10 protein-coding genes are annotated in these 14,107 nt (G+C 60.7%); 7 read left to right on the top strand and 3 right to left on the bottom strand.

The features are described from left to right. Window positions 1-160: 160 nt before the first annotated feature. Entirely contained in the window at window positions 161-1,096 is a 936-nt protein-coding gene (locus tag RUESEDTHA_RS06160; RefSeq protein ID WP_255431633.1) for a DMT family transporter, read from the top strand. Here the strand turns inward: RUESEDTHA_RS06160 and RUESEDTHA_RS06155 are convergent. Continuing rightward, the gene (locus tag RUESEDTHA_RS06155; RefSeq protein ID WP_180885314.1) at window positions 1,093-1,671 is read right to left on the bottom strand and encodes a DUF1285 domain-containing protein; all 579 of its coding nucleotides are present in this window, start codon (window positions 1,669-1,671) and stop codon (window positions 1,093-1,095) included. The two genes, RUESEDTHA_RS06160 and RUESEDTHA_RS06155, sit on opposite strands and share 4 nt — an antisense overlap. A gap of 64 nt (window positions 1,672-1,735) precedes the next feature. On the opposite strand from RUESEDTHA_RS06155, the gene RUESEDTHA_RS06150 reads away from it, so the two are divergent. The 6 genes from RUESEDTHA_RS06150 to RUESEDTHA_RS06125 all read left to right on the top strand — a co-directional run bounded on the left by RUESEDTHA_RS06150 (window position 1,736) and on the right by RUESEDTHA_RS06125 (window position 11,199). After that, window positions 1,736-2,743, top strand: a complete 1,008-nt coding sequence (locus tag RUESEDTHA_RS06150; protein ID WP_170789493.1) for a MoxR family ATPase — start codon at window positions 1,736-1,738, stop codon at window positions 2,741-2,743. Then, on the top strand, window positions 2,740-3,615 hold the full coding sequence (locus RUESEDTHA_RS06145) for a DUF58 domain-containing protein (protein WP_180885312.1): 876 nt from the start codon (window positions 2,740-2,742) through the stop codon (window positions 3,613-3,615). Before RUESEDTHA_RS06150 ends, RUESEDTHA_RS06145 begins: the two co-directional genes overlap by 4 nt. Continuing rightward, window positions 3,612-6,374 (top strand): DUF4159 domain-containing protein, encoded by a 2,763-nt coding sequence (locus RUESEDTHA_RS06140; RefSeq protein WP_180885309.1) that lies wholly within the window; start codon window positions 3,612-3,614, stop codon window positions 6,372-6,374. The genes RUESEDTHA_RS06145 and RUESEDTHA_RS06140 overlap by 4 nt, the downstream gene beginning before the upstream one ends. Continuing rightward, window positions 6,371-8,413: a hypothetical protein gene (locus RUESEDTHA_RS06135; protein WP_180885306.1), complete on the top strand. Its 2,043-nt coding sequence runs from the start codon at window positions 6,371-6,373 to the stop codon at window positions 8,411-8,413. Before RUESEDTHA_RS06140 ends, RUESEDTHA_RS06135 begins: the two co-directional genes overlap by 4 nt. Window positions 8,414-8,511: 98 nt before the next feature. Beyond that, window positions 8,512-10,719 (top strand): response regulator, encoded by a 2,208-nt coding sequence (locus RUESEDTHA_RS06130; RefSeq protein WP_180885303.1) that lies wholly within the window; start codon window positions 8,512-8,514, stop codon window positions 10,717-10,719. A gap of 18 nt (window positions 10,720-10,737) precedes the next feature. Continuing rightward, on the top strand, window positions 10,738-11,199 hold the full coding sequence (locus RUESEDTHA_RS06125) for a VOC family protein (RefSeq protein ID WP_180885300.1): 462 nt from the start codon (window positions 10,738-10,740) through the stop codon (window positions 11,197-11,199). Here the strand turns inward: RUESEDTHA_RS06125 and yaaA are convergent. Together yaaA and recQ are read right to left on the bottom strand one after the other, a co-directional pair. Further along, window positions 11,190-11,960 (bottom strand): peroxide stress protein YaaA, encoded by a 771-nt coding sequence (yaaA, locus tag RUESEDTHA_RS06120; RefSeq protein ID WP_180885296.1) that lies wholly within the window; start codon window positions 11,958-11,960, stop codon window positions 11,190-11,192. The genes RUESEDTHA_RS06125 and yaaA overlap by 10 nt on opposite strands. 33 nt (window positions 11,961-11,993) lie before the next feature. Continuing rightward, window positions 11,994-14,033 (bottom strand): DNA helicase RecQ, encoded by a 2,040-nt coding sequence (recQ, locus tag RUESEDTHA_RS06115; protein WP_180885294.1) that lies wholly within the window; start codon window positions 14,031-14,033, stop codon window positions 11,994-11,996. Window positions 14,034-14,107 lie beyond the last annotated feature (74 nt).

Raw genomic sequence — 14,107 nt, 5'->3', positions numbered from 1 at the left:
GTGACCGGACCTTAGCTGTCGGGTGATTTCAGGGAAAGGGACTGAAAACGACAGATTGTCGAAAATCGGCCAGATCGCCCGGGGCAATTCAGAGACATTCGGGACAATGCGGCGAATCATTTTCGGTCGCCGTTCCAACAAAAGGTCTGACACCATGGCAATGAGCCCTGACCCCGTGCGCGGGAACACTCTTTCTGTGTCTGCCGGGCGCAGTTCTGCCTTGCCCGGCAATGGCTTGGCGGTGGCAAGCATGCTGACATGGGCAGCCGGGTTTCCGGCGGCCGAGGTGCTGTTGCAAAGCTGGCCCCCCGTCGCGCTTTTGGTGGCGCGACTGGCGATTGCGGTGTTGGTGATGGTTCCGATCTGGGTGATTTTTGACGGGCCGACCCGCGTGCTGCGCGCCCGTTGGGGACATGCGATGCTGGTCGGCGGAACGCTTGGGGCGGCGATGTTCCTGATCATTCTGGCACAAAAGCTGACCGACCCGGTGACCGTGGCCATCATCGCCTCGTGTGCGCCCTTGTTTGCGACTTTGTTGGAGCTGGCGACCGGTGCGCGACGTTTGCGGTGGAGTTTTGCTATCGGAGTCATCGTGTCCATCATCGGTGGGTTAATCGCGACCAGCGCGGTGGCCCCCGCTCAACTAGGGCTGGGCGCTGGGTGTGCCATTGTGTCGACGGGGTTGTTCTGCTGGGCCAGCATGGCAACCGCGCGAGACTTTCCAGAACTCAGCCAGACCGGGCGTAGTACCATTACCTTCGTGGGCGGGTTGGTCGTGGCCGTCTTTCTGTTCTTCGCGGCAGGGCAGTTAGGGATGGATGTCATCCCAACGGCTCCGGTTGATATGCAGCAAGCGGGAATGCTGGTGATCTATGCGCTGATCTCGATGGGGCTGAGTCAGGTGTTTTTTATCGCCTCGGTCGGGAAAATCGGCGTGGCGCTGGCGTCGTTCCACATCAACATCGCGCCGTTTTACGTGATGTTGATCATGCTTGTGCTGGGGGACGAGTGGAACTGGACTCGCGCGCTGGGCGCGGGGATCGTGGCTGTGGCCGTGGTGCTGGCGCAAGATCGTCGGGTGGTGCGCCGGGCTTAGTCCGGCAAATCCTCGGACCGGATCAGGGAGAAAAACTGTCCACCTGACCAAACGCCAAACCATTCGCCATTGTGTTCGGCAATGTCGACCAGCCGGTAGAAACTTTTGCGGTCGATCCGCGCTTCGAGGTTGGCTCGCACCAATATGTAGGGCGCGGGTTCATCTGTTTCAGGGTCGATAACAATGCGGATCGGGTGGTCCGGCCCTGCGATGGCTGTGTCACCCACATGCGTCGTGAAAGTCAGCACCTGCGCCGTGCCGGTGCCCGTCGCATCGAAATCGACCGCGACGAAGGGCGCGTCCTCGACGGTGATTCCCACCTTTTCGACCGGGGTGACGAGGTAATATTTCCCCTCTTCTTTCTTAAGAATTGAGGAAAAAAGCTTCACAAGCTCGAACCTGTTGATCGGCGACCCTAAATAAGTCCAAGACCCATCTTTGGCGATATGGATGTCCAGATCGCCACAAAACGGAGGATTCCATAGGTGAACCGGGGGCAAGCCCTTGGTTTTGGCGGCTTTGACTGATGCCGCAATGCCATCAGGGGAAGGTGTCACAGGTTTTTGTCCGCTCATTACTTTTGCCATTTCCTTTTCGCGCGATACACTTCAACCATATTAGTCCACGGAAGGGAAAGTCATGACCGAACCTGCCGACCTCGTGTCCGAGATCGAAGCGCTGGAAACCAAACTGCAAGAGGCCAAGTCCTCGATCACCCGCCGCTTTATCGGACAGGAACGGGTCGTGGACCTGACCCTGACCGCGCTGTTGTGCGGGGGGCATGCGTTGCTGATCGGTCTGCCCGGTCTGGGTAAGACGCGACTGGTCGAGACGCTGTCGACCGTGATGGGCTTGCACGGCAACCGCATTCAGTTCACGCCGGACCTGATGCCTGCCGATATTCTGGGGTCCGAGGTTCTGGATACCGCCGAAGACGGCAGCCGCCATTTCAGGTTCATTTCTGGCCCGATCTTTTGCCAGTTGCTGATGGCAGATGAGATCAACCGCGCCAGCCCCCGGACGCAATCGGCGCTGTTGCAGGCGATGCAGGAACGCACGGTGACGGTGGCGGGTGAGGATCGCTCGCTTGGCACACCGTTTCACGTGCTAGCGACACAGAACCCCATTGAGCAAGAGGGTACCTATCCGCTGCCCGAGGCGCAGTTGGACCGTTTCCTAGTGCAGATCGACGTGGAATACCCTGATCGCCAGACCGAGCGTGACATTTTGCTGGCCACCACGGGCGTCGAGGAAGACGACGCGCACGAGATTTTCACCAAAGAAGAGCTGCTGGCCGCGCAGGTTCTTTTGCGCCGGATGCCCGTGGGCGACTCAGTCGTTGAACTTATCCTTGATCTGGTTCGCGCCTTCCGCCCGGACGAGGCGGGTGTTTCTGAACGCGTGGCCGAAACCGTCGCTTGGGGGCCGGGTCCACGTGCGGCGCAGGCGTTAATGATGACTGTGCGGGCACGGGCAATGTTGCAAGGGCGACTGGCACCCAATGCCGAAGACGTGCTGGACATGGCGCGCCCTGTCCTCAGTCACAGGATGGCGCTGAACTTTGCGGCGCGGGCGCGGGGTGACAGCCTTGCGGATCTCATCGAATCCACGGCTGCCGGGCTGATCCGCACTGAGGCTGCGGCGTGAATGCCGCGCTGACCCTTCGCGAAAGATCCGAGGCCGAGGCGTCCCGGCTGCCGCCGCTGTTAGCGCGGGCCGAACATCTGGCGGGAACCGTCCTGCTGGGTGATCACGGACGCAGGCGGTCAGGTCTAGGTGATGATTTCTGGCAGTACCGCCCGGCGCAGATCGGAGACAGCCGTCGGATGATTGACCACCGGCGGTCTGCGCGGGGGGATCAGCAATTCGTGCGTGAACGCGAGTGGCAGATCGCGCAATCGGTAATGCTCTGGGTCGATCAGGGCGCGTCGATGCGGTTTGCGTCCGACAAATCCCTGCACACCAAAGCAGATCGGGCACGCTTGCTTGGTCTGTCAACGGCGATCCTGTTGGTGCGTGGCGGGGAACGCGTGGGTCTGACCGGAACAACCCTTCCGCCCCGGCGCGGCAATGCGCAGATCGTGCGGTTGGCGCAGGCTTGGTCCGAAGATGCCGAGGCTGATTATGCCCCGCCAGAACACAGGGCCATGATCCCACACGCGCGTGCCGTCTTCATTTCCGATTTCCTCGGGCCTATGGATGAAGTTGAGCTGGCCCTGACCAAAGCCGCCGACCGGGGCGTGCGCGGTGTCCTGTTGCAAGTTCTGGACCCGACCGAGGAAAGCTTTCCCTATCGCGGGCGGACCATATTCGAAAGCGTTGGCGGCACGGCGCGACACGAAACCCTTAAAGCCGGTGAGTTGCGGGACCGCTATCTGGAGCGGCTCGCCAACCGAAAGGACGCGCTGACGCAGTTGTGCCGCGCGACAGGGTGGCAGCTTGGTCTGCACCATACAGGTGACAGCGCGCAGGCGGCTCTGTTGTGGCTCTATCGTGCGCTGGATGGGGGCACGGCATGACGGTTCTGGCGGGTATTGGATTTACCGCACCGTGGGTGTTGCTGGGTCTTTTGACCCTGCCGATCCTGTGGTTGATCCTGCGCGCTGTGCCACCAGCGCCGATCCGCAGGCTGTTTCCGGCGGTCACGCTACTGCTTGGGTTGAAGGATGAAGAAAGCGTTTCGGACCGCACCCCGTGGTGGTTGCTGCTGTTGCGCATGATGGCAGCGGCGGCGATTATCATCGGGTTGGCCGGTCCGGTTCTGAACCCGTCCCGAGAGCAAGCCGGATCAGGGCCATTGTTGCTGGTTCTAGACGGAAGCTGGGCGGGTGCAACCCGTTGGTCTTCGACGTTGGACCAGATTGACGCGCAACTGACCGAGGCCGGGCGTGCCGGGCGCACGGTCGCGATCCTTAACCTGACGGTTCCCGAAGTCCCTGTCTTCCAGGCCGCCGAGGCGTGGAGCGGTCGATTGCCCGGATTGGTTCCGATGCCATGGCAGCCTAAGCCGCCGCAGATTGAACAGGCTTTGGTCGCGCTGGATCAGGTTGAAGGAGGATTTGAAACGCATTGGTTCAGTGACCGTCTGGCCTATGACGACAGCGAAACGATCCTTGCTGCGTTGCAGGCGCGCGGGGGTGTCACCGTATATCAGTCGCCCTCTTCCGTTGTTGGGTTATTGCCGGCTGGCTATCAGGACGGTGTCATTCAGTTGACCGCGCAACGGGCCGAGGCTGGCCCGGCTGAACGCATCACGGTTTTGGCGCAGGGCCGCGACCCGGCCGGGGTGATGCGGGTACTGCAATCCGCCGAGGTGGAGTTTGCAGGCGGCGAAACGCAGGCCCAGATAGAACTGGCCCTGCCGTCAGAACTGCGTGCGCGGATCACGCGGTTTGAAATTCAAGGTGAACGGTCTGCGGGGGCTGTGACGCTGACTGATGACAGCCTGCGGCGGCGCGAAGTTGCCCTGATCGCTGGGACGCGGAATCGCGAAGGGTTAGAGTTGCTGTCACCGTTGCACTACCTGACCCAGGTTTTGATCCCGACAGCGGATTTTGTTGATGGCGGATTGCTGGATGTGTTGCCAGCCAACCCGGATGTGATTGTTCTGGCCGATGTCGCCAAACTGTCCGGGGGCGAACAATCGGCACTGGTTGAATGGGTCGAAGAGGGTGGCTTGCTGTTGCGCTTTGCCGGACCGCGTATGGCCGCCAGTGATCTTGGCCGTGACGAGGAAGATATCCTGTTGCCTGTCCGCCTGCGCAGCGGCGGACGATCAGTTGGCGGCGCGATGAGCTGGGGTGAGGCCAAGGGGCTTGCACCGTTCCCCGAAAGCTCACCCTTTTACGGGCTTAGTGTCCCCGGAGATGTATCTGTGACCACGCAGGTCATGGCGCAACCAGACCCTAATCTGGCGGATCGCGTGATTGCTTCGCTGTCCGATGGCACGCCATTGGTGACCCGCAAGGCGCTTGGGCTGGGTCAGGTTGTGCTGTTCCATGTGACGGCTGATGCAGAATGGTCCAGCCTTCCCCTGTCGGGCCTGTTTGTCGAAATGCTGGATCGGCTGGCCGTCGCCTCGGCCGCCAAGTCTCGGCAGGAGTCCCAGTTGCAGGGCACCACGTGGGAGCCAATTCAGGTGATGGATGGGTTTGGCACCTTGTCTGATGCGGGCAATCTGTCGGGCGTTGATGGCGTCGATCTTGTGTCGGGTGCAATTGGCCCGGATCTGCGTCCGGGGCTTTACGAAAGCGGTAAGCAAAAGCTGGCGCTGAATGTTCTGACCAGCGACACGGTGCTCAGCCCTGCGGTCTGGCCGCCGGATGTGCCTATCAAGGGGCAGGAAATTAGCACGGAAACGCCCATCGGAGGTATCCTGCTCAGCCTTGCGCTGTTGTTGCTGACGGTGGATGTCATTGCGTCTTTGGCGTTGTCGGGGCGGTTGGGTCTGGCCAAGGTCGCAGCCACGGCGGTCGGAGTTTTGTTGTTTGTGCCTCAAGCGGACGCGCAGACACCCGCAGACACCGATTTCGCCCTGAATGCCACCAAGGAACTGGTGTTGGCGCATGTCCTGACGGGTGACGCGCAGGTCGATGACATTGCGGGTGCCGGAATGCGGGGTCTTGCACAAACCCTGTTTTATCGCACGTCCGTCGAACCAGCCGAACCGATTGGCGTTGATCTGGAGCGGGACGAACTGGCCTTTTTCCCGTTGCTCTACTGGCCCATAACCCCCCAGCAACCGCAACCGTCCGCTGAAGCCTACGCCAAGCTCAACGCTTACCTGCGCTCGGGTGGGATGATCTTGTTTGACACGCGGGACTCGGATGTGGCGCGGTTCGGCGCCTCCAGCCCCAATGGACGCAAATTGCAGCAGTTGGCTGCGCCTTTGAATATCCCTTCGTTAGAGCCTGTCCCGCGTGACCACGTGCTGACGCGCGCTTTCTATCTGCTGCAGGATTTTCCGGGGCGCTACGCCGGAACCGAGGTCTGGGTTGAGGCCGCGCCACTGGATGCCGAACAGATCGAGGGGATGCCGTTCCGCAACCTCAACGACAACGTGACGCCAGTGGTGATCGGCGGCAACGACTGGGCCGGAGCGTGGGCCGTTGACCGCAACGGTCAGGCCCTTTTGCCCGTTGGACGCGGCTATGCAGGTGAGCGTCAGCGAGAGCTGGCCAACCGCTTTGGTGTCAATTTGGTGATGCATGTCCTGACCGGGAACTACAAATCGGATCAGGTGCACGTGCCCGCCTTGCTGGACAGGTTGGGACAATGACAGGAACCGTTATCTTTGATCCCCTGATCCCGTGGCCCGTTCTGGCCACCGTTGCCGCGATTGCCCTTGCCGGGGTGGTTCTGGCCCTTTGGCGGGGTCTGTCCGGTTGGGCCCTGCGCGGTTTGGCGGCCCTTGTCGTGATCGGGGCGCTGGCTGGTCCGGTCTACCAGATCGAGGACCGCGCGCCCCTGACAGACATCGTGTTGATGATCGAGGATGAAAGCGCCAGTCAGACCCTTTCAGACCGCGCCGAGCAGACTGCGCTGGCAGCCGAAGAACTGGCGGCCGAGATCGAGTCGCGCGACAATACCGAGCTGCGCCGGATCAAAGTCGGTGATGGTGACGGCGACGAAGGTACGCAGGTCATGGCTGCGCTGAACGAGGCGTTGGCTGAGGAACCGCGCGCGCGGATCGCCGGAATTCTCGTGGTATCCGACGGGATTGTGCACGATGCAGATCAGGCACCCGATCTGCCAGCGCCGATGCATTTGCTGCAAACCGGGCGCGCCACCGACTGGGACCGCCGCCTAATTGTGCGCAATGCCCCGGCCTTTGCCATTATTGGTGAGCCGGTTACCCTGACCCTGCGTGTAGAAGATAGCGGTGCGGCCCCTACTGGCGCGACCAACGCGCCTCTTGAAATCTCGGTCGACGGGGCCGAGCCGCAACAATTCTCGATCCCTATCGGTGTCGACGTGGAATTGCCCGTCAGCCTGCCTCATGGCGGGCGTAATGTCATTCAATTCACGGTGCCCGAAGCCGAAGGCGAACTGACAGACCGAAACAATACGGCGCTGATCCAGATGAACGGTGTTCGCGATCGTTTGCGCGTGCTGCTGGTATCGGGCGAGCCGCATCCGGGCGGGCGGACATGGCGCAACCTGCTGAAGTCTGACAGCTCGGTCGATCTGGTGCATTTCACGATCCTGCGGCCACCTGAGAAACAGGACGGCGTTCCGGTGGATGAGTTGTCGCTGATCGCGTTCCCAACTCGAGAGCTGTTTCTGGAAAAGATCAACGATTTTGATCTGATCATCTTTGACCGTTACAAGAGGCGCGGCATTTTGCCTGCGATCTATCTGGATAACGTCAACAACTATATCAACGACGGCGGTGCCGTCCTGATCGCGGCCGGGCCTGACTTTGCCAGCGCGGACAGTATCTTTCGCTCGCCCCTGGCGCCAATCCTGCCTGCGCAACCAACCGCGCGGGTGATCGAGGAACGCTTTGTCCCGATGGTGACCGATCTGGGGCATCGCCACCCGGTTACGACTGATCTTGGCGATTCCGAACAATGGGGCGCGTGGTTGCGCCAGATCGACGTAAAGCACCGCTCGGGCGAGTTGCTGATGACCGGAATTGAAGACAGACCGTTGTTGGTTCTTGATCGTGTGGGTGAAGGCCGCGTGGCAATGCTGGCCTCGGATCACGCGTGGCTTTGGAGCCGCGGGTTCGAGGGGGGCGGGCCGCAGCTTGAACTGCTGCGCCGGCTGGCGCATTGGATGATGAAAGAACCCGAGCTTGAGGAAGAAGCGCTGTGGGCCGAAGCCAACGGCCAGATCATGCGGATCATTCGGCAGACCCTTGAGGATGAGGTCGGTCCAGTTACGGTCACGCGCCCGAATGGGGAAACGCTGGACATCACGCTCGACATGATTTCTCCCGGCCGGTTCGAGGCGCAGTATTTCGGGCCGGAAATCGGACTTTACCGTTTGCAGGAAGGCGAGTTGTCCGCCGTTATCGGGTTAGGTCCGGCCGCCCCGAAAGAATTTGAGCGCACCATCGCAACCTCGGACGTTCTGGATCCGCTGCTGGCCGAGTTGCGCGGTGGGGCGATCAGGCTGGAGGACGGTCTGCCCGCCATCCGCAATGTGCGTGCGGGACGACCGACATCCGGACGCGGCTGGATTGGCCTGACGCCGCGCGACGCTTATGAAACCCGGGACGTCACGCAGGCCGGTTTGCTGCCGCCGTGGTTGGTGCTGCTTCTGGCGGGGGGCTTCCTGCTGGGCGGTTGGTTGCGCGAGGGGCGTCGCTGACGGCCCGCGCCAGTGATCCGAGCCGCCCGGTAAGCGCTTAAACACTTCTTCATGCTCTGGCTGGATGTTGATCCCGGGTTAGTCCGGGATCACCAAAGATGAGTCTTGCAATAAAACTGGCACAGGAACGACGCGCACGTTTGGCGGCAGAGCGTCTTTTGGAAATGAAGCAGGCCGAATTGTCCGCCGCCAACCGCAAGCTGGGCCTGCATGCAATGGCCCTGACCAAGCGCATCGGCGAAACCCAGGCCGAGGTGGAAACGGTTCGGGGTGAGAACGAAAAGGTCAAATCCGACCTGACGCTGGCCAAAGCCAAGATCGAAGTGGCGGAACGACGGTTATGGCATTCGATTCAGACGTTTCAGGACGGTTTCGCGTTTTTTGACGGCGATAACCGCCTGATCGGAGCGAATACGGCCTACCTTAGTTTGTTTGATGGGATCGACGAAGTTGCGCCGGGCGTCGCATATCCACGGATACTTGAGATTTTGGCCGCTGAGGGGCTGATTGATCTGCGATCCGAGGCTGCACCGGACTGGATCCAAAGGATGCTGGAGCGTTGGTCACAACCGCATCCCAACGCGGAAGTTATCCGCCTGTGGAATGGTCATTATGTGAAGCTGATCGACCAGCGGGGCAATGGTGGCGATGTTGTAAGTCTGGCGCTGAACATCTCGGCCTCGGTCCGGCATGAGGCCGAATTGACGGCCGCGCGCGAACGGGCCGAAGCAGCAAACCGCGCCAAGTCCGCATTTCTGGCCAATATGAGCCATGAGATACGCACCCCGATGAACGGTATTGTCGGGATGACTGACCTGCTGACTGAAACCCCTCTGGACGAGGAACAAAGGCTCTATCTTAACACGATCCGCAACTCGGGTGAGGCGTTGCTGGTCATCATCAATGACGTTCTCGACTATTCCAAGATCGAGGCGGACAAGCTGATCCTGCACCCCGAACAGTTCGACTTTGAGCGCTGTATTCTTGAGGTTGCGATGCTGTTGCAGCCAAGTGTCCGCGACAAGGGGCTGACGCTGTTGGTGGACTATGACCTGTTTCTGCCAACGCTATTTGTTGGTGATCCGGGCCGTGTTCGCCAGGTTCTGACGAATCTGGTGGGCAATGCGGTGAAATTCACCGCCAACGGCCATGTTCTGATCCGCGTTACCGGGGTGCCCAATACCGATACCAAGACCTGCGATATACACGTGGCGATCGAAGACACTGGGATCGGGATCGAACCGGAAAAGATCGACCACATATTTGGTGAGTTCAATCAGGTCGAAGATGAACGCAACCGCCAGTTCGAAGGAACCGGGCTGGGGCTGGCTATCACAAAACGTCTGATCACGCTGATGGGCGGTACGATCTGGGTAGAAAGCGAACCGGGGCGTGGGTCGTGTTTCGGGTTCCGCGTGTCGATGCCGACCGTTGAAGGCGTTCAGCCTGCCCCTCCGGATCTGGGTGGGGGTCTGCATCACGTGATGGTTGTCGAGGATTTGGCGGTCAATCGGGCCATCCTGTCCAAGCAGCTCGGCCGGCTGGGATCGCGTGTCACGGTGTGTTCGTCTGGTGGAGAGGCTTTGGCCGCAGTTGACGATACCGTTGAACTGCTTTTGTGTGATCACGACCTGCCGGATATGGATGGGCTGGAATTGGCGACTATCCTTAAAGATCGCGGGTGGGGCGAACTGCCGGTTGTGGTGATGTCGGCCAATCCTGCCGTCATCCACGCAAACCCGGCTCGACATCTGATCGAAGGCGTTCTGCAAAAACCCATTCCCCGGGCTGAACTATATACGCACCTGACCGCTCTTGGTCAGGAAACACCGGCCGAACCCGCAGAAAAAGCTGCACCGGAAGGCGCGGAACCTAAACACCCGAACGCGCAGACGGGCGGGCGCTTGATGCGGGTTCTGGCGGCCGAAGATAACCGGACAAACCAACTGATCTTGAAGAAAATGGTTAAGGATCTGAACATCGAACTGCGGTTTGCCGGAAATGGACTTGATGCCGTGGATGCCCATCGTGAATTCGACCCGGACCTGATCTTCATGGATATTTCCATGCCGAAAATGGACGGAAAGCAGGCCACCGGTGAAATTCGGCGGCGCGAGATTGAGACAGGCCGCCATGTTCCGATCGTCGCACTGACCGCGCATGCGATGTCAGGGGATGACCATGGGATTTTGTCGGCAGGCTTGGACCACTACCTGACCAAACCTCTGCAAAAACAGAAAATCCATCAAGCGATCCTGTCGCATCAACCCGAGGGCACGCAGGCAATCGTTGCCGGACAGCCATAACCCAATTAGGCTGAACGCATGTCAAATGAACGTGGTTTTCAGCCTCGCGCGCTGGGCGAGATTGCCATCCGATGCGCCGATATGCCGGCGATGGTCGAGTTTTATGAAACAGTGATCGGATTGCGGCGTCTCAGCGGCGACCATGACAGCGCGATCGTTTTCTTTGAGATCGCGCAGGGTTTCGGCGGGCATACCCAGGTTCTGGCCCTGTTCCACCATACAGCCGCGCCGCGTCCGGGCTTGCATCCCACAGGTGATCAATCCCCGGTGACCGGCGGCGCGTCGGCTTTGCATCACATCGCCCTGTCGCTGCCTTTCGAAGAACAGGACGCTGTCATGCGTTGGTATGAACAAATTGGTCAGTCCTACCGGGTTGAGCAATTCGACTGGATTGGCTGGCGCGGGATTTTCACCGAAGACCCCGAGGGCAACACGGTTGAACTGGTCGCTTACGACCGGTCAATGCTGGCTCAGGCCTGATAGGGACGCACGAAGACGGGTTTGTCCTCGGTCGACAACTCGGGCCGGTGTGCATAGCCGCCGGTGTCGAAATCCAACAGCCCCGCAGGATCGGTCAGGCGGTGCTGTACGATGTATCGTGCCATCGCGCCGCGTGCTTTCTTGGCAAAGAAGCTGACGATTTTGGGGGTGCCTGCTTTGTCCTCCATGAACACAGGTGTGATCACACGCAGCTTAAGTGCCTTTGGATCGACAGCGCCAAAGTACTCCTGACTGGCGCAATTCACCAGAATGTCTGTCTCGATCTGCGCGCCTTGTGCGTTCAGCGCCTTACTGAGCTGGTCGCGCCAGTACTCATACAGGTTCTTACCGCGTCGGGTCTTCAGCTTGCTACCCATCTCAAGCCGGTAGGCCTGAATGGCGTCCAGGGGGCGCAGCACGCCGTAAAGCCCCGACAGAATCCGCAGGTGATCCTGCGCCCAGGCCATTTCATCGGTGTCCAGCGATGCGGCCTCGAGCCCCTGATAGGTGTCCCCGGCAAAGGCCAGCGCGGCGGGGCGGGTCAGATCGGCCTCGGGCGCGTCAGAAAACGCGCGATACCGGTCGCGGTTCAGGCGGGCCAGATCGTCGCTGAGGTCCATCAGCTTTTTCAGATCGCCAAGCGTGAGGTTGCGGGCGGTTTTCGATAGGCGGATCGCGTCGTCCTGAAAATCGGGTTGAGTGACCGCCACATCGCGTTCGGCCCAGTCCAGCCGCTTGGCCGGGGAAATCACTACCAGCATATCCGCCCTCTTTTCTTGCCTGATAGGGCGTATCTAGCCTGCCTGTGCCAGCACGTCCAGAAAGGCGGCCCCAAACCTTTCGTGGCGACGATCGCCTAGCACCTGTTCCAACCCGCGCTGATCGCCTGGGCGCAGTTGCGCCACCTTGGCCAGTTGTGAGGCCGAGCAGGTCAGCTGTTTGTCGATCCCCTCCGGCCCGCGCGCCAGATCGTTCTGAACTGCCAGAAGCTGATCGAAAATCTCACCCTGATCGCGTCCGGCCAGTTTGCGGCGGGCGGGGTGCAGCGCGGCGGCTTCGCCTGCGATCACCTCAAGGAACGTATCGCCGTAGCGTTCCAGCTTTTTTGCCCCCACGCCGCCGATCCGGGCCATGTCGTCCAACGTCATGGGTCGGGTCTCGGCCATCTCGATCAGGGTGCGGTCAGGGAAGATCACATAGGCCGGTACCCGCTGCGATTCCGCCAGTGCGCGGCGTTTCGCTTTCAACGCCGACAGCAGCGGCGCGTCCTCTTCGGCCACCATCGCCTTGACGGCAGGGCGGCGAGTGGCTTTGCGGATCGTGTCCTTGCGCAAGTTAATCTGCGCCTCGCCCTTCAGGATCGGTTTGGCGGCCTCGGTCATGCGCAACGCGCCGTGGCGGTCAGGATCGGGACGAACCAGATCATGCCCCATCATCTGCCGGAAAATTGCCTGCCATTGCGGGCGGGACCAGTCCTTGCCGATGCCCCATGTGGACAGCGCATCATGACGCCTCGCCCGAACCTTGTCAGTTTCATTGGCCAGAAGAATGTCGATCAAATGACCCGAACCGAACCATTCCTCGGTGCGCAGGATGGCGGATAGGGCCATGCGAACGGGGGTGGTGCCGTCGAACACCTCGGGCGGGGTATCGCACAGATCGCATTTGCCGCAGGGCGTAGCCTGTTCGCCGAAATACCCCAGCAGGGTTTGGCGGCGACAAGCCAGCGCCTCGGCCAACCCCAGCAGAGCATTCAGCCGGGCATGGTCGGCCATACGGCGTTCCGGCGGGGCCAGCCCTTCGTCGATTTGCGATCGGCGCAGGCGGATGTCATCGGGGCCGAACAGAGTCAGCGTTTCAGCCGGGCCACCGTCGCGCCCGGCGCGGCCGATTTCCTGATAATAGGCCTCGATGGATTTGGGCAGGTCCGCATGAGCGACCCAGCGGATATCGGGTTTGTCGATGCCCATGCCAAAGGCCACGGTGGCGACGACGATCAGCCCATCTTCGCGGGCAAAGCGGGTTTCGACGATGCGGCGATCCTCGGGGTCCATACCGCCGTGATAGTGGCAGGCGGAATGCCCCTCGGCGCGCAGGGCCTGCGCTAATACTTCGGTCTTGTTGCGGGTACCGCAATAGACGATGCCGGATTGCCCTTTGCGCGCGGCGGCGAAATCCAGCACCTGTTTGCGTGGACCGTCCTTGGCAGCAAAGGTCAGATGGATGTTGGGCCGGTCAAATCCGCGCAGAAATTTGCGGGGCTCGGTGCCGTCGAACAGCTTCTCGACAATCTCATCCTGCGTTTCGGCATCCGCCGTGGCGGTAAAGGCGGCCAGAGGCACGTTCAACGCGCGCCGCAGCTCTCCGATCCTTAGATAATCCGGGCGGAAATCATGGCCCCATTGGCTGACGCAATGCGCCTCATCCACGGCGATCAGGCTGACATTGATCCGCCGCAACATCCCCAGTGCCGACCCGGCGGCCAGACGTTCGGGCGCCATGTAAAGTAGTTTAAGCCGCCCAGCCTCCAGCGCCTCCCACACGGCATCGGTTTCTTCGGGCGTGTTTCCCGAGGTCAGCGCACCAGCCTCAACCCCGGCCTCTTGCAAGCCCCGTACTTGGTCGCGCATTAGGGCGATCAGAGGCGAGATCACCACTGTCACCCCGTCGCGAAGCAGAGCAGGCAGTTGGAAACACAGGGATTTCCCGCCACCCGTCGGCATGATGGCCAGCACGTTTTCACCCACGGTCACGGCATCGACGATCTCTTCCTGACCCGGTCGGAAGTCGTCGAATCCAAAGACATCTCGCAGCAGGGGCGCGGCGTCGAACATGTGGGGATTGCCCTGTTTTAAGGTTTATCTGCTCTTATGACAGGACAATCACATACTAAGATTCGGTGAACAAG

The sequence above is a fragment of the Ruegeria sp. THAF57 genome (assembly GCF_903914075.1).
Taxonomy (GTDB): Bacteria; Pseudomonadota; Alphaproteobacteria; order Rhodobacterales; family Rhodobacteraceae; genus Ruegeria.
This window is presented reverse-complemented; position numbering and strand designations above follow the sequence as displayed.

Excerpts from the sequence above, each read along its gene's own strand:
- RUESEDTHA_RS06160 (WP_255431633.1), top strand. The coding sequence starts at position 161 with ATGAGCCCTGACCCCGTGCGCGGGAACACTCTTTCTGTGTCTGCCGGG.
- RUESEDTHA_RS06155 (WP_180885314.1), bottom strand. The coding sequence starts at position 1,671 with ATGAGCGGACAAAAACCTGTGACACCTTCCCCTGATGGCATTGCGGCA.
- RUESEDTHA_RS06150 (WP_170789493.1), top strand. The coding sequence starts at position 1,736 with ATGACCGAACCTGCCGACCTCGTGTCCGAGATCGAAGCGCTGGAAACC.
- RUESEDTHA_RS06140 (WP_180885309.1), top strand. The coding sequence starts at position 3,612 with ATGACGGTTCTGGCGGGTATTGGATTTACCGCACCGTGGGTGTTGCTG.
- RUESEDTHA_RS06135 (WP_180885306.1), top strand. The coding sequence starts at position 6,371 with ATGACAGGAACCGTTATCTTTGATCCCCTGATCCCGTGGCCCGTTCTG.
- RUESEDTHA_RS06130 (WP_180885303.1), top strand. The coding sequence starts at position 8,512 with ATGAGTCTTGCAATAAAACTGGCACAGGAACGACGCGCACGTTTGGCG.
- RUESEDTHA_RS06125 (WP_180885300.1), top strand. The coding sequence starts at position 10,738 with ATGTCAAATGAACGTGGTTTTCAGCCTCGCGCGCTGGGCGAGATTGCC.
- yaaA (WP_180885296.1), bottom strand. The coding sequence starts at position 11,960 with ATGCTGGTAGTGATTTCCCCGGCCAAGCGGCTGGACTGGGCCGAACGC.
- recQ (WP_180885294.1), bottom strand. The coding sequence starts at position 14,033 with ATGTTCGACGCCGCGCCCCTGCTGCGAGATGTCTTTGGATTCGACGAC.